General features: G+C 58.5%; 16 protein-coding genes. 13 read left to right on the top strand and 3 right to left on the bottom strand.

Features of this window, described 5'->3' with window-relative positions:
* Positions 1 to 20: 20 nt before the first annotated feature.
* Positions 21 to 425, top strand: a complete 405-nt coding sequence (locus ASD60_RS04335) for a MerR family transcriptional regulator (RefSeq protein ID WP_056852810.1) — start codon at positions 21 to 23, stop codon at positions 423 to 425.
* Here the strand turns inward: ASD60_RS04335 and ASD60_RS04330 are convergent.
* Entirely contained in the window at positions 411 to 1955 is a 1545-nt protein-coding gene (locus tag ASD60_RS04330) for an MFS transporter (RefSeq protein WP_056852809.1), read from the bottom strand. The two genes, ASD60_RS04335 and ASD60_RS04330, sit on opposite strands and share 15 nt — an antisense overlap.
* 104 nt (positions 1956 to 2059) lie before the next feature.
* Here ASD60_RS04330 and ASD60_RS04325 point away from each other — a divergent pair, with 104 nt between their 5' ends.
* From ASD60_RS04325 to ASD60_RS04280, 10 genes are all read left to right on the top strand, one after another.
* The gene (locus ASD60_RS04325; RefSeq protein WP_056852808.1) at positions 2060 to 2926 is read left to right on the top strand and encodes a LysR family transcriptional regulator; all 867 of its coding nucleotides are present in this window, start codon (positions 2060 to 2062) and stop codon (positions 2924 to 2926) included.
* 312 nt (positions 2927 to 3238) lie between these two features.
* On the top strand, positions 3239 to 4798 hold the full coding sequence (locus ASD60_RS04320) for a TerC family protein (protein ID WP_056852807.1): 1560 nt from the start codon (positions 3239 to 3241) through the stop codon (positions 4796 to 4798).
* Positions 4799 to 5185: 387 nt separating this feature from the next.
* Positions 5186 to 6034: a transporter substrate-binding domain-containing protein gene (locus ASD60_RS04315; protein ID WP_056852806.1), complete on the top strand. Its 849-nt coding sequence runs from the start codon at positions 5186 to 5188 to the stop codon at positions 6032 to 6034.
* Positions 6035 to 6085: 51 nt separating this feature from the next.
* Positions 6086 to 6748 carry an amino acid ABC transporter permease gene (locus tag ASD60_RS04310; protein ID WP_056852805.1) on the top strand — a complete coding sequence of 221 codons (663 nt, stop codon included), beginning with the start codon at positions 6086 to 6088 and terminating at the stop codon, positions 6746 to 6748.
* Positions 6749 to 6756: 8 nt separating this feature from the next.
* Complete coding sequence (locus tag ASD60_RS04305; protein WP_056852804.1) at positions 6757 to 7419, top strand: amino acid ABC transporter permease; 663 nt, start codon at positions 6757 to 6759, stop codon at positions 7417 to 7419.
* Positions 7416 to 8210 carry an amino acid ABC transporter ATP-binding protein gene (locus tag ASD60_RS04300; protein WP_056852803.1) on the top strand — a complete coding sequence of 265 codons (795 nt, stop codon included), beginning with the start codon at positions 7416 to 7418 and terminating at the stop codon, positions 8208 to 8210. The genes ASD60_RS04305 and ASD60_RS04300 overlap by 4 nt, the downstream gene beginning before the upstream one ends.
* A 30-nt stretch (positions 8211 to 8240) precedes the next feature.
* Positions 8241 to 8630, top strand: a complete 390-nt coding sequence (locus ASD60_RS04295) for a RidA family protein (protein WP_056852802.1) — start codon at positions 8241 to 8243, stop codon at positions 8628 to 8630.
* Between the two features lie 171 nt (positions 8631 to 8801).
* Positions 8802 to 9566, top strand: coding sequence for an IclR family transcriptional regulator (locus ASD60_RS04290; RefSeq protein ID WP_056852801.1), 765 nt, complete (start codon positions 8802 to 8804; stop codon positions 9564 to 9566).
* Positions 9567 to 9604: 38 nt separating this feature from the next.
* Positions 9605 to 10822 carry an amino acid deaminase gene (locus tag ASD60_RS04285; protein WP_056852800.1) on the top strand — a complete coding sequence of 406 codons (1218 nt, stop codon included), beginning with the start codon at positions 9605 to 9607 and terminating at the stop codon, positions 10820 to 10822.
* 142 nt (positions 10823 to 10964) lie between these two features.
* Complete coding sequence (locus ASD60_RS04280) at positions 10965 to 11897, top strand: sugar kinase (protein ID WP_056852799.1); 933 nt, start codon at positions 10965 to 10967, stop codon at positions 11895 to 11897.
* Between the two features lie 139 nt (positions 11898 to 12036).
* Here ASD60_RS04280 and ASD60_RS04275 read toward each other — a convergent pair whose 3' ends face one another.
* Both ASD60_RS04275 and ASD60_RS04270 read right to left on the bottom strand, forming a co-directional pair.
* A complete protein-coding gene (locus ASD60_RS04275) occupies positions 12037 to 12312 on the bottom strand; it encodes a peptidylprolyl isomerase (RefSeq protein ID WP_007933743.1) in 276 nt (91 codons plus the stop codon).
* Between the two features lie 54 nt (positions 12313 to 12366).
* On the bottom strand, positions 12367 to 14904 hold the full coding sequence (locus ASD60_RS04270; RefSeq protein ID WP_056852798.1) for a PAS domain-containing hybrid sensor histidine kinase/response regulator: 2538 nt from the start codon (positions 14902 to 14904) through the stop codon (positions 12367 to 12369).
* A 111-nt stretch (positions 14905 to 15015) separates the two neighbouring features.
* On the opposite strand from ASD60_RS04270, the gene ASD60_RS04265 reads away from it, so the two are divergent.
* Positions 15016 to 16125, top strand: coding sequence for a PilT/PilU family type 4a pilus ATPase (locus ASD60_RS04265; RefSeq protein WP_056852797.1), 1110 nt, complete (start codon positions 15016 to 15018; stop codon positions 16123 to 16125).
* Between the two features lie 135 nt (positions 16126 to 16260).
* The gene (locus ASD60_RS04260) at positions 16261 to 20112 is read left to right on the top strand and encodes a hypothetical protein (RefSeq protein WP_056852796.1); all 3852 of its coding nucleotides are present in this window, start codon (positions 16261 to 16263) and stop codon (positions 20110 to 20112) included.
* Positions 20113 to 20124: the final 12 nt, after the last annotated feature.

Raw genomic sequence — 20124 nt, 5'->3', positions numbered from 1 at the left:
AGCAGGCAAATGAGGTCGCAATGAAAATCGGTGAATTGGCACTGCTGAGCGGATTGAGCGCCTCGCGCATTCGCTTTTATGAGGCTCAAGGTTTGATTCAACAGGTTCAGCGCTCGGCGAACGGCTATCGACAATACCCGCAACAGGTCCTGCAAACCCTGCAAATCATCCAGTGCGCCCAGCAGGCCGGGTTCAGCCTCGAAGAACTCAAGCAACTGTTACCGGACACGGTGACGGGGGCGTTCAAGCATGATGAGTTGATGGTCGGCCTGCATCGCAAAATCGAACAGATCGAAGCCATGCAACGGCACCTGGCGCAAAGCAAGGCGCAGTTGCAGGGTTTGATCGAAAACATTCAGGCCCGGCCGGAAGGCATGGCTTGTGACGCGAATGCCGAGCGGGTGCTCGGGTCATTCAGGCACTAAAGCAGTCTGAGGGGTTGGAATCGGCTTGCGCATCAACGTCCCCACCACCAGCGCACCGAGCAAAGCCGCGAGTCCTGCCACCCACAACAACAGACTGAACCCCGCGACGAATGCCTGCCGGGCCAAGGCTTCGACCAGCGGCCGCGCGATTTCGGGCAACAGACTCATCGCCGCGTTCATATCACCGGCGACCACCCGCGAGGCGACATCCTTTGACTGTTCGAGCAACTCCGGCGCCAGACTCGACAAACCGAAGTGCAGCTGTTGTTCAGTGTGGCCAGCGAGCAGCGCGCCATACACGCCGATGGCCAGCATCACCGCACTGAAGCGCATGGTCGTGCTCATGCCCGAGGCCATGCCGGTGCGTTGCCGCGGGACGCAGGCCATGATGTTTTTCTGCGTATCGCCGTTGAGCAGACCTGCGCCGGCACCGGTGACGGCAATCGCCAGGGCGAACGGCAGATAACCGCCACTGTTGACCGCCCAGGCACTGAGCAAGTTGCCGCAGCCTACCAGGGTGAGCCCGATGGCCATCATGTTTGCCGGCGTGATCCGCCCCGTCAGCCGAGCACCGATGCGCGGGAAAATCAGCAGGGTGACGGCGAACGGCAACATGCCCAAGCCCGCCGAAATCGCGGTGAACCCCAGCCCGTTCTGCAAGTAGAACGGCAGCATGGTCATCATGACCTGAGCACACGCGGCGTACGCGAACATGCCGAGCAGCGCACCGATGAAACGCGGATGACGGAACAACTGCAGGTCGATCATCGGGCGCTGTTGCAGACGTTCGATCACCACGAACAGTCCCAACAACGCTGCTCCACCGATCAGGCGCGCATAAGTGACCGGGTTGCTCCAACCGATCCGATTGGCTTCGATCAGGCCCCAGATCAGGCACAGCAGGCTGGCGCTGAAGGCGAGGCTGCCCCAGGGATCAAGGCGCGCTGCTTGCGCATCGCGTGATTCCGGCACCGCGCGCCAGACCCTGTACATCAGGAACAAGCCCACTGGCAGGTTGAGGTAGAAAATCCAGCGCCAGCCCACGAATTCGGTGATCAGTCCGCCGAGGGTCGGCGCGGCGGTCATCGCAACGCCCATGCAGCCACCCCAGAATGTCCAGGCCTTGGCCCGTTCGGCTTCATCATGAAAGGTGTGGCCGATGGCTGCGAGCGCCGAGGTCAACAGCAGTGCGGCGCCGACGCCTTTGATCGCGCGTGCGATGTCGAGAAACAGGGCGTTCGGAGCCGCACCGCAGCCCAGTGAAGCAACGATGAAAATTCCCAGGCCCCACATCAGGGTCTTCTGGCGACCAAAACGGTCGGCCAGGCTACCGGCCGGCAACAGCAACGCGGCGAACGCCAACATGTAGGCGCTGACCACCCACTCGATGTCGGCGAAATTGGCCCCCAGGTCACGCGCAATGCTGGGCAAGGTAACGGCGACAATGTTGGTGTCGAGCACGATCAGCGAGCACACGGCGGATGCGGTCAGTAAGGTCTGACGTGCACTTGGCGTGGGTTTGACGGGCATGGCAAGGGTTCTCTACTGTGACGGTTCGAGCAGCTTATCCCTGGCTGACAGTGTAGTTGTTAGGCGCGCCTCATCACTTCATTACCTTTGAGCTAATGCCCCCCATGGACATCCGCCACTTCCGCTATTTCCTCGCCGTCGCTCGCCATCGCAATTTCACCCGCGCCGCCGAGCAATTAGGCATCGCGCCGCCGACCCTGACCCGGCAGATTCAAGACATGGAAGCGGAGTTGGGCGCGCGCTTGTTTTTTCGTCAGTCGCGGGACGTCAGCCTGACCGAAGCCGGCGCGGCGCTGGTAATCGAGGCTGAAGCCACGGTCCGGCAATTCGAGTCTGCCCAACGTAATGCACAACGTGCCGGTCGCGGTGAAGTCGGACACATCGAACTCGGTTATGTGGCGTCGGCGGTGTACTCAGGAGTGCTGCAAAAACAAGTGCAGGGGTTTGCTTGCCAATTCCCGGACGTCAGCCTCAATGTGCGGGAGAGCCCGATGGCCAGCCTGCCGAACATGATCCTCGAGGGACGTTTCGACCTCGGCTACATCCGCTGCCCGTTGACGTTGCCCGACGGTATCGAAAGTGTGCGGCTCAACGAGGAAGGCTTTGTGTTGGCGCTACCGGTCGATTCATGGCTCAACCGTTTGCCGATGATCAATTCAGTGCATCTGCAGAACGAAAACTTCATTCTTCCCGAGCAAGTGGTCGGCACCTTGCAAGTCGCCGCGCAGGGTGGGTTTGTACCCAGGCTGGGGGCGCAGCCGGGTGGGTTGGTCGCGGTGATTGCCCTGGTTTCGCTGGGGCAGGGCGTGGCGGTGGTGCCGGAGTCCGTGGTCGGCCATGTCAGTTTGCCGAACGTGGTGTATCGGCAGATTGCGGATTGCCAGGTGATTTCCTGGTTGGCCTTGGTTCATCGGCGGTTCGAGAGGTCGCCGGCGGTGATCAAGTACATCGATCGCGTAAAAAATGCTTGAGTGCGCAAGCATCGCGTTGTTCGAAATACCGAAGATTCATAGCCGCTACAGATCTTGAAATGATTTCCGGCTGTAGGAACAGTCGCTATTGCTTGTACGATCCAAGTTCTTTTTCCTTTCAGGACTTGCATGAACACCCTCACGGAGCCTCCCAGTTATCCTTTCCCCACGCGCCATCGCGCGGTCTTGATGCACGCGAAGCACCCGGTCTTTTGGCTTGCGTTTTCCCATGACATTGCAGTTCCTCGGCGTCTGTGCCGTGCCTTGCCGTGCCCGGCATTCTGAATCCACTGAAGAGATCGAGACGTTTTTATGGAATGGTTAGCTGACCCCACCGCATGGCTGGGCCTGTTGACGCTGATTGTGCTGGAACTGGTACTGGGCATCGACAACCTGGTGTTTATCGCGATCCTCGCGGACAAACTACCGCCGCACCAGCGCGATCGTGCGCGGATCATCGGTTTGTCCCTGGCGTTGCTGATGCGTCTTGGCTTGCTGGCGAGTATTTCCTGGCTGGTGACCCTGACCCAACCGCTGTTCGAGGTATTCGACAAGAGCTTCTCCGGGCGCGACCTGATCATGCTGTTCGGTGGTGTGTTCCTGTTGTTCAAGGCCACCATGGAATTGCACGAACGGCTCGAAGGACACGTCGGTGAGCGTTCCTCCAACGCCGCCTATGCGCTGTTTTGGCCAATCGTCGCGCAAATCGTGGTGCTGGATGCGGTGTTCTCCCTCGATGCGGTGATTACCGCAGTGGGCATGGTTGATGAGTTGGCGGTGATGATGATCGCCGTGATCATTTCCATCGGTTTGATGATCGTCGCCAGCAAACCGCTGACCCGGTTCGTCAACGCGCATCCGACGGTGATCATGCTGTGCCTGGGCTTTTTGATGATGATCGGCTTTGCGCTGACTGCCGAAGGCCTGGGCTTCCATATTCCGAAGGGCTATCTGTATGCAGCCATCGGTTTCTCGATCCTGATCGAAGTGTTCAACCAGATCGCCCGGGCTCGCCGCAAACGATCGATGATGGGCCTGCGACCGATGCGTGAGCGCACCGCCCACGCGGTGATGCGCCTGCTGGGCGGGCGCAAACTGGCGGTGGAAGAAGTCGGCGAGGAAATTGCCGACATGCTCGACAACGGCGAGGCGCCCAGCGAAGCGCTGTTCGATCGCCGCGAGCGGGTGATGATCAGCGGCGTGCTGCAACTGGCCGAGCGGCCGATCCGCACGTTGATGACCGTGCGCGCCGACGTCGATCATATCGACCTGGCCGACAACGCCGAGGCGATTCGCACGCGACTGATGCATTCGTCTTACTCGCGCCTGCCGCTGATCCGCGACGGTGCGGTGGATGAACCGCTGGGTTTCGTACACAAGAAGGAGTTGTTGAAAGAGTTCCTGGCAGGTAACCAACCGGATCTTGCGCATCTTGCGCGTCAGACCATCAACCTGCTGGAGAGTTACTCGATCCTCAACGCCCTGGAGCAGATGCGCAAGGCGTCGACGCACATCGCATTCGTGGTCAACGAGTTCGGCGACTTCGTCGGTGTGCTGACCATGACCGACATCCTCGAATCGATCGCCGGTGAATTACCCGATGCCAGCGAAATCGAAGGGCCGGACGTGGTCGAGGAAAAGGGCGGGTTTGTGGTCAGCGGCGCTTTGAACCTGGCGCGAGTTCGACAGCACACCGGGTTTGCTGCCGAGCCTACCGACGACTACCAGACCCTCGCCGGTCTGGTGGTCAGCTTGCTGGATCGCCTGCCGATGATCGGCGACAGCCACGAATGGGAAGGCTGGTGCTTGACCGTGTTGTCGGTGGAAGAGCGGCGGGTGACGCGGGTTCGGCTGGCGCGCATTGGCGCGTAGATGTTGTATTGATGCCAATGCCCTCATCGCGGGCAAGCCACGCTCCTACAAGTTATACGCTGAGCTTGTGGAAGCGGGCTTGCCCGCGATTGCAGACCGCCAGACGACTCACTCTTATCAATCACCACGATACAAAAATGCACCTGATTGATTCTCTTGGGCCCTGTTGTGAATCAGATTCCCGACGGCTGTAGCCGATGGTAGCGGTTTCTATTTGATTCGTTTTGGTAACCCTTTCTTTCGCATGTACGCATCCCCCTGATTCAAAACACTTTTCAATCTCCCTACATTCCCTGCACATCCTGTGGCACACTTTCTGCTGTCTATTCCGTTGTTACATACCACGTTCCGGTATAGCGGAATAAACATCATTCTGGAGTGCTTGCCATGCATCGCCGACCTTCGTTGTTCAAAGCGTGTGTTTTTCTGTTCGCGGCTTCTGCTGCTGCCATGGGCGTGGCCCAGGCGGCAGACGGCAAGCTCGATAGTGTCCTGGCCCGCGGCAAGTTGATCGTGGGCACCGGCAGCACTAATGCGCCGTGGCACTTCCAGGGTGCAGATGGCAAATTGCAGGGTTTTGATATCGACATCGCGCGCATGGTGGCCAAAGGGCTGTTCAACGACCCGAGCAAGGTCGAGTTTGTTGTGCAGTCATCCGATGCGCGGATTCCCAACCTGCTGACCGACAAGGTCGACATGAGCTGCCAGTTCATCACCGTGACCGCCAGTCGTGCGCAGCAAGTGGCGTTTACTCTGCCTTACTACCGTGAAGGCGTTGGCCTGCTGTTGCCGGCCAACAGCAAGTACAAGGAAATCGAAGACATGAAGGCCGCTGGCGACGGCTTGACCGTGGCGGTGCTGCAGAATGTCTACGCCGAAGAGCTGGTGCATCAGGCATTGCCCAATGCCAAGGTCGACCAATACGACAGCGTTGACCTGATGTACCAGGCCGTGAACTCCGGTCGCGCCGACGCGGCGGCCACCGACCAGTCTTCGGTGAAATACCTGATGGTGCAGAACGCCGGTCGCTACCGCAGCCCGGCTTACGCCTGGAGCCCGCAGACCTATGCCTGTGCGGTCAAGCGCGGCGATCAGGACTGGCTGAACTTCGTCAACACCACCTTGCATGAGGCCATGACCGGCGTCGAGTTCCCGACTTACGCCGCGTCATTCAAGCAATGGTTCGGTGTGGATCTGCCTTCGCCAAAGATTGGTTTCCCCGTCGAATTTCAATGATCCCGTGAGAGCGGGGCGGTTCTGAATCGCCCCGTTCAGGTACTGCTGACCATGAACTATCAGTTGAACTTTGCCGCCGTGTGGCGCGATTTCGACACCTTGCTGGCGGGGCTCGTCCTGGGCCTGGAGCTGGCGCTGGTGTCGATCGCCATCGGCTGCGTGATCGGCCTGCTGATGGCGTTTGCTTTGTTGTCGAAGCACCGCCCGTTGCGGGTGCTGGCTTCGGTGTATGTGACGGTGATCCGTAACACGCCGATTCTGGTGTTGATTCTGTTGATCTACTTTGCATTGCCGAGCCTGGGGATTCGTCTGGACAAGATTCCCTCGTTCATCATTACCTTGTCGTTGTATGCCGGGGCGTACCTGACCGAAGTGTTCCGCGGTGGTTTGTTGAGCATTCCCAAGGGCCAACGCGAAGCGGGTCTGGCGATCGGCCTGGGGGAATGGCAGGTCAAGGCCTATGTCACCGTGCCGGTGATGCTGCGCAACGTACTGCCAGCGTTATCGAACAACTTCATTTCGCTGTTCAAGGACACCTCGCTGGCGGCGGCGATTGCCGTGCCGGAGCTGACCTATTACGCGCGCAAGATCAATGTCGAAAGCTACCGGGTGATCGAAACCTGGCTGGTGACTACGGCGCTGTATGTCGCGGCCTGTTACCTCATTGCCATGCTGCTGCGTTATCTCGAGCAGCGTCTGGCAATCCGCCGATAGGAGGCTCCATGTACGAATCCCCCAGTTGGTTGCATGAGTTGTGGATCGCGCGCGAGCCGCTCTGGCAAGGCTTCTTGACCAGTGTGCAGGTGTCGGCACTGGCGATTTTGCTGGGCACGGTGGTCGGTATGTTTGCCGGACTGGTGCTGACCTACGGCAAGTTCTGGATGCGCGCGCCGTTTCGTTTTTATGTGGACGTGATTCGCGGCACGCCCGTGTTCGTGTTGGTGCTCGCCTGCTTTTACATGGCCCCGGCATTGGGCTGGCAGATCAGTGCGTTTCAGGCCGGTGCATTGGGCTTGACGCTGTTTTGCGGCTCCCACGTCGCCGAGATCGTGCGCGGTGCCTTGCAGGCACTGCCCCGTGGGCAGATGGAAGCGAGCAAGGCCATAGGCCTGACATTCAACCAGACCCTGGGCTACGTACTGTTACCTCAGGCGTTGCGGCAAATCCTGCCGACCTGGGTCAACTCGTCCACCGAGATCGTCAAGGCCTCGACGCTATTGTCGGTGATCGGCGTGGCCGAGTTGCTGCTCAGCACCCAGCAGGTCATTGCCCGAACCTTCATGACCCTGGAGTTCTATCTGTTCGCCGGTTTTCTGTTCTTCGTCATCAACTACGGCATCGAATTACTCGGCCGGCACATTGAAAAGCGGGTGGCCTTGCCATGACTCAAACTCAATCCAATAGTCAAAACGGCCAGCCGCTGCTGGACATTCGCGGCTTGCACAAGCGTTATGACCAGCTCGAAGTGCTCAAGGGCGTTGACCTGAGCATGCAGCGCGGCAACGTGGTGACGCTGATCGGTTCCAGCGGTTCGGGCAAGACCACCTTGCTGCGCTGCGTGAACATGCTTGAAGAATTCCAGGGCGGGCAGATCCTGCTCGACGGCGAGTCCATTGGTTATGACGAAGTCAATGGCAAGCGCATTCGTCACCCGGAAAAAGTCATCGCCCGCCATCGCGCGATGACCGGCATGGCGTTCCAACAATTCAATCTGTTCCCGCATCTGACTGCGTTGCAGAACGTTACCCTCGGGTTGCTCAAGGTCAAAAAGCTGCACAAGGACCAGGCCGTGGCCCTGGCGGAGAAATGGCTGGAGCGGGTCGGCCTGCTGGAACGCCGCGACCACTTTCCCGGGCAGTTGTCCGGCGGCCAGCAACAACGCGTGGCGATTGCCCGGGCGATTGCGATGAACCCGAGCCTGATGCTGTTCGACGAGGTCACTTCGGCCCTCGACCCTGAGTTGGTGGGCGAAGTGCTCAACGTGATCAAGGGCCTGGCGGAAGACGGCATGACCATGCTGCTGGTGACCCACGAAATGCGCTTTGCCTTCGAGGTCTCGGACAAAATCGTATTCATGAATCAGGGGCGGATCGAAGAGCAGGGGCCACCCAAGGAACTGTTCGAACGCCCGCAATCGCCGCGTCTGGCGGAATTTCTCAAAAATACGCGTTTTTGATCTTTCAACTATCAATCAGGAGAAACACTCATGAGCATTACTCGTTACGGCACCGGCAGCACCGCCGCTGGCGGCGCGCCCCGTCCTTTCGCCCGCGCCGTTGAAGCCGATGGCTGGCTGCACGTTTCCGGGCAGGTGCCGGCGGTGGATGGCGAGATCATTGTGGGCGGCATTGTCGAACAGACCCACCAGACCATGAAGAACCTGATCGCGATTCTGCAAGAGGCCGGTTATGGCCTGGAAGATGTGGTGCGTGCCGGCGTGTGGCTGGAGGATCCGCGGGATTTCAGCAGTTTCAACAAGGTCTTTTCCGAGTACTTCAAACCGGAACACGCCCCGGCCCGTGCCTGCGTGCAGGCGAACATGATGGTCGACTGCAAGGTCGAGATCGACTGCATTGCCTACAAGAAAAAGGCCTGAACCGGCGGTGACTGCATCGCTGGCAAGCCAGCTCCCACAGGTGTTGTGTATTGCCACAGATTGTCGGCACACCCTAAATCCCTGTGGGAGCTGGCTTGCCAGCGATGGCGGCCTCACAGTCAACACTGCACACTCGGTAAACTCCCGGCATTTTGAAGGGGAAGCACTGACATGACTGAAGACACCATCAAGCGCCGGGCACGCGGTCTGGACCGGGCGTTCGATATCCTCGATTTCCTCAAGGAAGTCGGCCAGCCCCTGCGCCCGAACGATATCGCCAATGGCATCGGCAGCCCAAAATCCACGGTCTACGAACTGGTGGCTTCATTGCTCGAACGCAGGATTCTGGAGCCGGTGGGCAAGGACGGCCACGTCTACCTCGGTCGTCAGCTGTACTTCCTCGGGCAGGCGCATTTGCGTCATTTCGATCTGACCCGCGAGGCCGATCTCGCCTTGCAGGAGATCGTCAGCCAGACCCATGAAACCGCGCAGATGTGCCTGCTCAACGGACGCAAATACACCGTGGCGTTGATGAAAGAGGGCGAGCGGCATTTTCGTATTTCCTCGGATATCGGCGAGAACGCGCCGATTCCCTGGACCGCGTCCGGGCGCCTGTTGCTGGCGCACCTCAGTGACCAGCAAATCGTCGAGCTGATCGACCACGACGACTTCATCCTGCCCGACGGCGACCGCTTGCCGCTGGAGCAATTCCTGGCGGAAATTCGTCAGGCCGGGCGCGAGGGTTTTTTCTCTTTCGATAGCGTCGCCGACACGTTTACCCATTGCTTCGCCGCCCCGGTCAAAGACCCGAACGGCGTAGCCATCGCGACCCTGTGCATCGTCGCCCCGCGAGCCGATGCCAAGAACAATTACAACGACTACCGCCGGGTGCTGATCGACAGCGCCAACAGCCTGGCCCGTCGCATCAACGAATAAAGCGGCTGCCTGCGGCCGCGAATGTGAGGAGTTCGACCATGTCTTCTGCCAAGAATACTGCCGCCGTGGAAAAGGGCTTTGCCCACATTGGCGCCAACCTGGTGCGCGACGTCAGCCTGCCGGCGCTGGTGCTGCACCGTGAAGCGCTGGAACACAACATCCGCTGGATGCAGGACTTTGTCAGCAACAGCGGCGCTGAACTGGCGCCCCACGGCAAAACCAGCATGACCCCGGCGCTGTTTCGTCGGCAACTGGACGCCGGCGCCTGGGGCATCACCCTGGCCAGCGCCACGCAAACCCGCGCGGCCTACGCCCATGGCGTGCATCGGGTGCTGATGGCCAACCAACTGGTCGGTACGCCGAACATGGCGCTGATCGCCGATCTGCTGGCTGACCCTGCGTTCGACTTCTATTGCATGGTCGACCACCCGGACAACGTCGCTGACCTCGGCGCCTATTTCGCCTCGCGCGGCGTTCGGTTGAACGTGATGATCGAGTACGGTGTGGTCGGTGGACGTTGTGGTTGCCGCAGCGAGCAGCAAGTGCTGGATCTGGCCAAGGCCATCGCTGCGCAACCGGCACTGGCCTTGACCGGGATCGAAGGTTACGAAGGCGTGATCCACGGTGATCACGCGGTCAGCGGGATTCGAGCGTTTGCAGGCTCGCTGGTTCGCCTGGCAGTGCAGTTGCAGGACAGCGGCGCGTTTGCCATCGCCAAGCCGATCATCACCGCGTCCGGCTCGGCCTGGTATGACTTGATTGCCGAAGAGTTCGAGGCGCAGAACGCCGCAGGGCGTTTCCTCAGCGTCTTGCGCCCGGGCAGTTATGTCGCCCACGACCATGGCATCTACAAAGAAGCGCAATGCTGCGTCCTCGACCGTCGCAGTGATTTGCACGAAGGCCTGCGCCCGGCGCTGGAAGTCTGGGCGCACGTGCAGTCCTTGCCGGAGCCGGGCTTCGCGGTGATTGCCCTGGGTAAGCGCGATGTGGCCTACGACGCCGGTTTGCCGGTGCCGCTGCTGCGTTACAAGGCTGGCGTGGTGCCAGCCAAGGGCGACGATGTCGGTGCCTGCAAGGTGACGGCGGTGATGGACCAGCACGCGTTCATGACCGTGGCGCCGGGGGTAGAACTACGCGTGGGTGACATTATTTCGTTCGGCACTTCGCACCCGTGCCTGACGTTCGACAAGTGGCGCATGGGGTGTCTGGTGGATGAGCAGTTGAGCGTTATCGAGACCATGGAAACCTGTTTCTAACCACACCTGCTCGTTCCCACGCTCTGCGTGGGAATGCCGCCAGGGACGCTCCGCGTCCTGCTTGCGAATGTGACGCAGAGCGTCACGGGATGCATTCCCACGCAGAGCGTGGGTACGATCGTTTGAGAGAGCCTCCACCCTAATGAACACCATCAACACCCTCGGCCCCAACACCCCGCGCATCGCCCTGATCGGCGAATGCATGATCGAGCTGCAACAGCGCGCCGACGGCAGCCTGCAACAAAGCTTCGGCGGCGATACCTTGAACACCGCGGTCTACCTGGCCCGTGAGCTCGGCAATGCTGGTAGCGTCGACTATGTCACCGCGCTGGGCGACGACAGTTTCAGCGATGCCATGTGCCAGAGCTGGGCCGAAGAAAACATCGGCCTGGACATGGTTCAGCGTTTACCCGGGCGTTTGCCGGGTTTGTACTGCATTCAGACCGATGCCGCCGGCGAGCGTCGTTTCCTTTATTGGCGCAATGAAGCCGCGGTGCGCGATTGCTTCACCACCCCGGCCGCCGCGCCGATCCTGGCGGCGTTGCCGGATTACGATGTGCTTTATTTTAGCGGCATCACGCTCGCGGTCCTTGGCGTACAAGGTCGGGGAAAACTGTTGGAAACCTTGATCGAAGCCCGTCAGCGTGATGCGCGAATCGTCTTCGACAACAACTATCGGCCACGGCTGTGGGCTTCGCTGGAGGATGCGCGGGCGGCCTACCGCAGCGTTTTGCCGTATGTCGATCTGGCGTTGCTGACCGTCGATGACGAACAGGCGCTGTTCCATTTTGCCGATTGCGAGGCGGTGTTCGCCGCGTACGAGCAGATCGGCACGCCGGAAGTGGTGCTCAAGCGAGGTGCCGAAGCGTGCCTGATTCGCTGTGTTGGTGAGTCATTTGAAGTGCCGGCGCAGAAGGTCGAGCGGGTGGTGGATACCACGGCGGCAGGGGATTCGTTCAGTGCGGCGTATCTGGCCTCGCGGCTCAGGGGCGGGAGCCCGGTGGAGGCTGCCGAGGCGGGGCATCGGTTGGCGAGCCAGGTGATTCAGGTGCCTGGGGCGCTGATTCCAGGATAACAGTGGCATGGCCGATGGCTGCGCCATCGGATCGCTGGCAAGCCAGCTCCCACAGGTTTTTTGGTGTGGCTGACATCTCTGGCCACCCACAAATCACTGGGAGCTGGCTTGCCAGCGATGCGGCCAGAAAGCCAGCCTCTCAATCCCGGTAAAACACCTGCACCAGGTGATACCCGAACTTGCTCTTGATCGGCCCATGCACCACCCGCAACGGTTTCTTGAAGATCACCGCATCAATCGCCCCAACCATCTGCCCCGGCCGCACTTCACCCAGGTCGCCGCCACGTTTGCCGGACGGGCAGGTGGAATATTTCTTGGCCAACACATCAAAGGCCTCGCCCTTGGCGATGCGTTGCTTGAGCTGCTCGGCTTCTTCCGAGGTTTTCACCAGAATGTGGCGGGCTTGAGCTTTCATGGGGTAGATACCTTGTAACGGTGTTGACGGCGGGGCGCGCGATTATGCCTTAAGTCAGCGGGGTTGGCCGATCATCGTGCGAATCTTGTTGGCCAACAGATCAATGGAGAACGGTTTGGCCACCATGTCCATGCCTTCTTCGAGAAAGCCCTGACGTTCGGCCGCCATCTGCGCATACCCGGTCATGAACAGCACTTTCAGCGCCGGACGATACTGGCGGGCGATTTCCGCCAATTGCCGACCGTTCATGCCCGGCAGGCCGACATCCGTCACCAGCAGGTCGACCCGCATGTCGGACTCCAGCAAGGGCAGGGCGGATTTCGCATCTTCGGCTTCGTGTGCGTGATACCCCAGTTCCTTGAGCAGGTCTCGCACCAACATGCGCACCGCTGGGTCATCCTCGACCAACACCACGGTTTCCCCGGCAATGGCCGGTGGCGCTTCGCTGATCACCGGCGACAGCACATCTTCGGGTTCCATGACACGCAGACGCGGCAGATACAAGCGCACACTGGTGCCCTGGCCCGGCAGGCTGAACAGGCTGACGTGGCCGCCCGACTGTTGCGCAAAGCCATAAATCATCGATAACCCAAGCCCGGTGCCCTGACCGATGGGTTTGGTGGTGAAGAACGGATCGAACGCCTTGGCCAGGACTTTGGGGGTCATGCCGGTACCGTTGTCCGTGACGGCGATCATCAGGTAATCGCCGGCCTTGACCGGTTCCAGCGTATTGATGTCGCTGCTGTCGAGGTAGACGTTGGCGGTTTCGATACGCAGCTCACCGCCATCGGGCATGGCATCCCGAGCGTTTATGACCAGGTTGAGCAGGGCGTTTTCCAGTTGGCTGACGTCAGTGCTGACCGGCCAGGCATCTTCGGCCAGTTGCAACTTGAGTTCGATGTGATCGCCCTTGGTTCGCCGCAGCAGGTCTTCCAGGGAATGGATCAGATCGTTGGCGTTCAGCGGTTTGCGATCCAGCGACTGGCGCCTGGAAAACGCCAGCAGGCGATGGGTAAGAGCGGCGGCGCGGTTGGCCGAGGACACCGCCGCCTCGGTGAAGCGGCCGATTTCTTCCGTGCGCCCTTCGGCGATGTAGCGCTGCATCAGGTCAAGGCTGCCGATGATCCCGGTGAGCATGTTGTTGAAGTCATGGGCGATACCCCCCGTCAGCTGGCCCACCGCTTCCATCTTCTGCGCATGGCGCAAGGCGTCTTCCGCGCGTTCGCGCTCGACCATCTCGTTTTGCAGACGCTGATTGCTTTCGGCCAGTTGCCGGGTGCGGGCGGCAACGCGCTCTTCGAGGGTTTCGTTGAGGTTACGCAGGGCTTCTTCGGTCTGCTTGCGCTCGGTTTCGTCGATCACGAAGATGTAGAAACCGTTTACCGAGCCATCGGCACCGTGACGTGGCAAGTAATTCATCAAGGCATGGCGGATACTGCCGTCACGGTGCGGCGTATTGAGGCTGAAGCAGCATGGTTTGCCGCTCAATGCCTGGGCGATGTGCTCGGCGCGCAGGGCGTAGGCCTCATCGCCCAGGACTTCCCGAACCGTGCGGCCATAGAGCTCCTGTGGTGTCAGGCCGTACCAGTCCAGATACGCGGCGTTGTTCAGGCGAAAGCGTTCCTCACGGTCGACATAGCTGATCAGAATCGGCATGGCGTTGATGATCAACTGCAACTCGGTCTGGCTCTGACGCAGGGCCTGCTCGGTATTCTTGCGTTCGGTCAGGTCCAGGGCCGCGCCGAGGAAACGGATCGGCCGGCCGTGATGGTCCTTGTAGCAACGCCCGCGGGCAAACACCCAGCGCACTTGGCCATCTGGCTGCAGCAGGCGATATTCCTCGGCGTATTCGGTGCCGTGGGTGATGCAGTGCTTGATGCTGCGGGCGATCATGGCGCGGTCTTCGGGGTGGACGCCGTGCAGGTAATCGCTGATCGGCAGTTGGCCGGCCATGGCCGGATCGATACCGTGCAGTTGGGCGAAATGCGCATCGGCGATGAAGCGGTCCTCGCCGATATCCCAATCCCAGGTGCCCACCGCGTCGGTGGCAGAGAGCGCCAGTTGCAGGCGCTCCTCGGTGTCTTGCTGTGCCTTGAGGCTGGCGGCCGAGCGCTGTTCAAGTTCCAGGGCGATGCGCCGTCGTTCATTGGTTTCGATGGCGGTGACCAGAATTCCGGCGACCTGGGCATTCTCGTCGCGGATCGGGCTATAAGTCAGATCAAGCCAGAAGTCGGAATCCTTGCCGTTGCGCTGCAAGGTGAAACGCTGCTCGCTGTAGGTTCGCACCTGGCCTTGTAGGACGGCGCTGTAAATCGGGTCGGTGAAGTCCTGGAGTTCTGGCCAGATCTGGTGTGTAGGCTGTCCGAAAGCGTGCGGATGCTTGCTGCCCGCGAGCAGGGCGAAGCCGTCGTTGTAGATCTGCGTCAGCTGCGGGCCCCAGAGCAGCAACATCGGCATTGGCGAGTGAATCACGATATCCACGGCGGTTCGCAGGCTTTGCGGCCAGGTACTGGCGGCGCCGAGCGGACTGTTCGCCCAGTCCAGTCGGGCAATCAAGGCCTGGGCATCGCTGCCGGTCGGTGATGCGTTCATCAAGTTGTCCTGCACATAAGTCGGTATGGCGGCGTCTACTATTGTTACCAGACGCTGAATGACCGCAATCGGGTCATTTTCCAATTGAATGCTTCGCGGGTGCTTTTTGCCATGGAAATCGATGCGCTGTTGAAACGCCTGGCCAGCCAGGATGGCTCCGACCTTTACCTGTCCACGGGCGCGCCACCCAGCGCGCGCTTCGACGGAATTCTTACAGCGCTTGACGACCATCCCTTCAAGCCGGGAGACATTGCGGCAATTGCCGCGTCCATCATGGACGCCGAACAGCGGCTGGAGTTCGATCGTCAACTGGAGATGAACCTGGCGATCTCCCTGGCGGGGATTGGTCGCTTCCGGGTCAATATCTTCAAGCAGCGTAACGACGTGTCGATGGTGGTGCGCAACGTCAAACTCGACATACCACGTTACGAAGACCTCAAGTTGCCGCCGGTACTGCTCGAGACGGTGATGCTCAAGCAAGGTTTGATGTTGTTCGTCGGCGCCACCGGTTCCGGCAAGTCTACCTCGCTGGCGGCCCTGATCGATTATCGCAACCGTCATGCCAGTGGGCATATCGTCACTATCGAAGACCCGATCGAATACATCCACCGGCACAAGAAATCAATCATCAACCAGCGCGAGGTCGGCGTCGATACCCGCAGTTTTCACGCCGCGTTAAAAAATACCCTGCGTCAGGCGCCAGACGTGGTGCTGATCGGCGAGATTCGCGACCGCGAAACCATGGAGCACGCACTGGCATTTGCTGATACCGGGCATCTGGTGATCTCCACGCTGCATGCTCACAACGCCCATCAGGCGCTGGACCGCATCATCAACTTTTTCCCCGAGGAACGGCGTACGCAGCTGCTCCACGACCTGGGCAACAACCTCAAGGCATTCGTGTCGCAACGGTTGGTGCGCACTCGGGATGGTCAGCGACGGGCGGCGGTGGAAGTGATGCTCGGGACGCCGACCATTGGCGATTTGATCCGGCGCAATGAACTGGATGAACTTAAAAACATTATGGAAAAATCCAAAGAGTTGGGCATGCAGACCTTCGATGGCGCACTGTATGAACTGGTGGTCGAAGGTGTTATCAGCGAGAGCGAAGCATTAAAGAATGCGGACTCGTTTAATAATCTAAAGTTGCGCCTAAAACGTTATAGGGAGGGTGTTTCAATAGTAAGTGGGCCGAGTAGTGAGTGGAATTTGGAGGATTGATTTTATTGGCAGGCAGGTTCGTTATTTGAAGTTCTGAAATATTGTTTCGTAGATTTTTACTGTTTAATTAATCCCGGGTGGGTAAGGATTGATGCTCGTTTAACTAATCAGTGATTAAATCTATGAGGTTGTTTTATGTGTGACAGTTTGAAATATAAAGCCTATCAGTTGTCGGGGTCGGTTTCAGATGTGCAGTGCGAATGGTTAAAGGCCGATGCGGCAGAGCGTCAATTGGTATTGCAGCAGTTAAAAACTGTCTTCGATGAACAAGAGGACGAAGGGCCGTATGACTGGCAAGGGTATGAGTTTCCGTTGGTGACGGGGTCTTCTCTCTATGAGGTCCATATGCCAGGGCGAGTGGCATGGAATAATCTGGCTAATCATACGTCCGTGATGGATGAACTCCGCCGCCTCCGTCTCGAGAGTATGGCCTTAACACGTATTAACGCCACCGGCGTGTTGGAAATATACAGAAAAAGCACTACAACGTGGGAAGCCGTTGACCTGGAACTCATCCAGGCATCCCACAACTATCAGAAACTTCTTGTCATAGGGGATATTGCAAGCCAGGCGGGCGGGTACGTATATACAGAGGATTACACTTTTGTTGATCAATGGCTGGAGTTTCATGGGTTGGCGGTTCCCAGGAATGCGAGCGAAACCAGGAATCTGATCGCGTTGTTCGAATTTGATCCTGAAGTTGATGAACTTGGTAACTATTGGCGGCAACTTGCTGCCGATGATCCGTCATTAATCGTATTGTCGGCTGAGCAACATGCAGCTATTCGTCAAGCCACTGCAAAGCTTATAGCTCCCGACAAAAAGCTGCTGGACAAACTGTATCGCGAAACAAGTGGCACTCTTGCAACGCACGATAACGCCGCTGAATGTATCGTTCAGTTGGTCAGGCATCCGGCGGCCCAAACCTGCGCCAGAAACCTCCTGAAGGAACTGGACTGGTTCGGTGCAACATCTGGGCAAGACGTCTCTGCACAGGATCTTGGGCAACTATTGATAACGGCTATTTTGCTGGAGCTGTATCCAGACTTCGGCAAAGCTCAAGGCAGAAAGAGTATCGGCGGGTTCGATTTGTATTCTCCAACCAACGTCGAACGATCTTCGTTGAACGTGCGCAAGGAACTGGAAACCTTCCTGCACACCAAAGGCTGGGTGAATCCTGTCCTGGCGCCAATGGCATCGCACCTGCTACTGGCGGAAATTGCGCCGGAATTTCTGGTCAAGGGTGTTCCATCGTCGTTGACGATGGGCTCGGTTGCCTGGGTGGTCTTTTGCCGTGGCGTTGCGCTGGTGGAGGCGGTCACGAAAGGGGCGGCGCTTGTGCTGAGCTACGGGCAAATCATGGCCTACGTCGAACTCGAGCCTGTCAGTTCGCCCCTCTCCCGTCTGCGGGATCTGGCAATGATCGATCCAATCGTTGACTGGGCGTTGTTGAATGGTGTTATCGAGCCAACTGAGCTCACTCAAGCGGCGAAGGAAACGACGGAGCGGGCGATTGCCGCTTTCGAGGCTTACACAGAGCACTTCACCCATCTGGCCCGGGTACTGTCCAATCCGTTGCCCAGTAGAGAAGACATTGCTCGCAAAGCCTTGGAAGACGTGGCACCCGGTTGTGATTTCCTCGACAGGAAAGTTATCTATCAACGCCCTGGCCTATATGCCTCGCCCACCGCCATGTCGATGGTCGATTTGCATATGTCAGGAGACCTGGCGAGCGGTGAGTGGGATCTTCGCGCGGTTTTTCCCGATGACACCACGACAACTGACTTGCTGGCCGGTATGACCCATTACACAAGGCCAACCTTCCACGATCCCTCCGTACTCAGCATTTACAAACGTTTCCCTCTGTTGTCGTACCTGGCACCCAACAATGTCGAATTTCATCGGCAATTGCGCGGCTATCTCGGCAATTTGAATAGTGCGGTGGTCACAAACGTGAAATTGGCCCTTTCACACATGCTCCCCTTTGACCTGGAAATCTTTCTGAAAGGCAAGATTACGTTCTTTACCCTTCGCGGTGCAGCGGTAGAGATATCCTCCCGCTATATCGGCGGACCGCTTACGTATGAGACAGATTACGAAACCCAACAAGGCAAAGATGCTGTCACGGGCCGCTTTGGTGTTGTGATGTACGCCATCCACGAAAACTCGGTTGCGTGCTATGAGTTGTTTACATTCAGAGGAGAGCTACGGAAAAACGATGTCCTTGGAAACCTGATCACCTCGAAGGGAAAATGTTCGGGTCGCTCCAGGATCGATTTCATCGGCGATTTGAATGCGCAGGTGGCACCCACGCCTTTGGAAGCGTTGCCTGTCACTCTGAAGGAATACACGGAGGGGGTTGCAGTTGAGCAGCATGCGCGCAGCGACTTGGCGATTATCGAAAAGTTGGGTGAGCTCCCGGCACCAAGGTCTGTGGTAGCGCGCACGCAGAGTATTTATATGAATTTTGGCAACCCGCAGTTTGCAAGGATTGCCGAGTTCGTCGTGAGTCATCATCCGTTCCGCAAGTTTTCCGAAGTTGAAGCAATGGCCACCGTGCCGACTGCGCTTGAAAGCCAGCGCAAAATGGGCAATGAGACTGCCGATTACATCGTGAATCTGGTGGTTCCCTTTAAAAAGTGCATCGAGGATTTATCTTCTGGGGATCACAATAGGGTGGTCGACGGGATCTATGGTTGTGCCATGGACGCCATTGCCTTGGGAGGTGCCTTTGCGGGGGCGGCTGCCAAAGCGCTGAGCATTTCGTCGAAGGCCGTCTCCTTGTCGTCCAAAGCCGCCCAGTTGACCAAGCTAGCCTTCGTGACCTCCGTTTCCCTCATCAACCCGCTGGATGGTGTGCCTACGGCATTGTTCGGAGCCGGGAAACTCGTCCACAAGGGAGCGCTACGCTTTAACAGGCAGGCTCAAGAGATGCTCGGGCTGGCGCAATCACAGTTACAAAAACTCAATGGCCGACACAAAACCTATGACTTGATTCGCGCAGCCAATCGCGCCGATACCACCGGGCAGGGTACCTGGCGACCTCTTGGCGCAACCGGTGACACATTAACGGTGGTGGCAGCGCGTAACGCTCATCAATGGTATGCCCTTGATCGATTGGGCAAACCCTGGGGACCCAGACTGAACAACTTCATGTTTGAGTCACCTATCCAGTTGCCTCGATTCAACAAGACATTGCCCGTCAGCTATACCCGACAGTTCATTGAGCAAAGCTTGCCGCTGGCGCGTACAAAAATCGAAAACGCGATCAACGTCTTGAACAGTCTCGACCTGACGAGGGAGCGCGACGCAATCATCAAGGTGCTGATGGGAAGCAACTCGAGCGATGCATTCGAACGGTTGTTGAGCTATCTGAGATTGGTCAGGGCTGACTTTGCAGGTCTTTCCATCAGTAACATGTTTCTCGATCCGCTCAAGACCACTCACAACATCGCTGCATTGAACAAGGAGGCGTACGAACAATGGAAAGGCGCACAAGACCCATCGAACACGCAATTCATCGAAATCTATACACCCCAACTGAACAAACACTTCATCAGTTTGGGCTTCAACCATGATGTCGTGGCAGACGACTTGATTCATGAGTTGTTCCACGGTGCTTCACAGACTGACGATGTCAGCTATGCCCGCGATGCCGGACGCAACGGCGAAAGAGGGCAGTTGCTGGATGTAGCCGCGCTGCTGAACCTGGCGTCGGGACGTCTGCCGGTTACGGATGAGGGCGATGCCTGTCACGCCAGTGCCAAAACCTTTGAAAATGCTGACTCGCTGGCGGTGACTACCTCGCTGCTGAGCCAGTTGTACACGGACAGAAATGCTTATGAACGCAATATGTCCATCCTGCGCGGCGCAGTCGAAGCAAACGCCGGGCGCGTGATTGACCAGCCGGTTCTGATCACTCTGAACAGCTCACTTGCATCTAAACCTGCCGGTGGAACGCGGCCGCCGGGTTCGCACATGGATTAACACGCCCCCGCA

It is taken from the genome of Pseudomonas sp. Root562, assembly GCF_001427125.1.
Classification (GTDB): domain Bacteria; phylum Pseudomonadota; class Gammaproteobacteria; order Pseudomonadales; family Pseudomonadaceae; genus Aquipseudomonas.
This window is presented reverse-complemented; position numbering and strand designations above follow the sequence as displayed.

Coding starts and splice junctions, on each gene's coding strand:
- ASD60_RS04280 (WP_056852799.1), top strand. CDS start 10,965: ATGAACACCATCAACACCCTCGGCCCCAACACCCCGCGCATCGCCCTG.
- ASD60_RS04295 (WP_056852802.1), top strand. CDS start 8,241: ATGAGCATTACTCGTTACGGCACCGGCAGCACCGCCGCTGGCGGCGCG.
- ASD60_RS04285 (WP_056852800.1), top strand. CDS start 9,605: ATGTCTTCTGCCAAGAATACTGCCGCCGTGGAAAAGGGCTTTGCCCAC.
- ASD60_RS04270 (WP_056852798.1), bottom strand. CDS start 14,904: ATGAACGCATCACCGACCGGCAGCGATGCCCAGGCCTTGATTGCCCGA.
- ASD60_RS04300 (WP_056852803.1), top strand. CDS start 7,416: ATGACTCAAACTCAATCCAATAGTCAAAACGGCCAGCCGCTGCTGGAC.
- ASD60_RS04335 (WP_056852810.1), top strand. CDS start 21: ATGAAAATCGGTGAATTGGCACTGCTGAGCGGATTGAGCGCCTCGCGC.
- ASD60_RS04265 (WP_056852797.1), top strand. CDS start 15,016: ATGGAAATCGATGCGCTGTTGAAACGCCTGGCCAGCCAGGATGGCTCC.
- ASD60_RS04320 (WP_056852807.1), top strand. CDS start 3,239: ATGGAATGGTTAGCTGACCCCACCGCATGGCTGGGCCTGTTGACGCTG.
- ASD60_RS04310 (WP_056852805.1), top strand. CDS start 6,086: ATGAACTATCAGTTGAACTTTGCCGCCGTGTGGCGCGATTTCGACACC.
- ASD60_RS04260 (WP_056852796.1), top strand. CDS start 16,261: ATGTGTGACAGTTTGAAATATAAAGCCTATCAGTTGTCGGGGTCGGTT.
- ASD60_RS04305 (WP_056852804.1), top strand. CDS start 6,757: ATGTACGAATCCCCCAGTTGGTTGCATGAGTTGTGGATCGCGCGCGAG.
- ASD60_RS04275 (WP_007933743.1), bottom strand. CDS start 12,312: ATGAAAGCTCAAGCCCGCCACATTCTGGTGAAAACCTCGGAAGAAGCC.
- ASD60_RS04290 (WP_056852801.1), top strand. CDS start 8,802: ATGACTGAAGACACCATCAAGCGCCGGGCACGCGGTCTGGACCGGGCG.
- ASD60_RS04330 (WP_056852809.1), bottom strand. CDS start 1,955: ATGCCCGTCAAACCCACGCCAAGTGCACGTCAGACCTTACTGACCGCA.
- ASD60_RS04325 (WP_056852808.1), top strand. CDS start 2,060: ATGGACATCCGCCACTTCCGCTATTTCCTCGCCGTCGCTCGCCATCGC.
- ASD60_RS04315 (WP_056852806.1), top strand. CDS start 5,186: ATGCATCGCCGACCTTCGTTGTTCAAAGCGTGTGTTTTTCTGTTCGCG.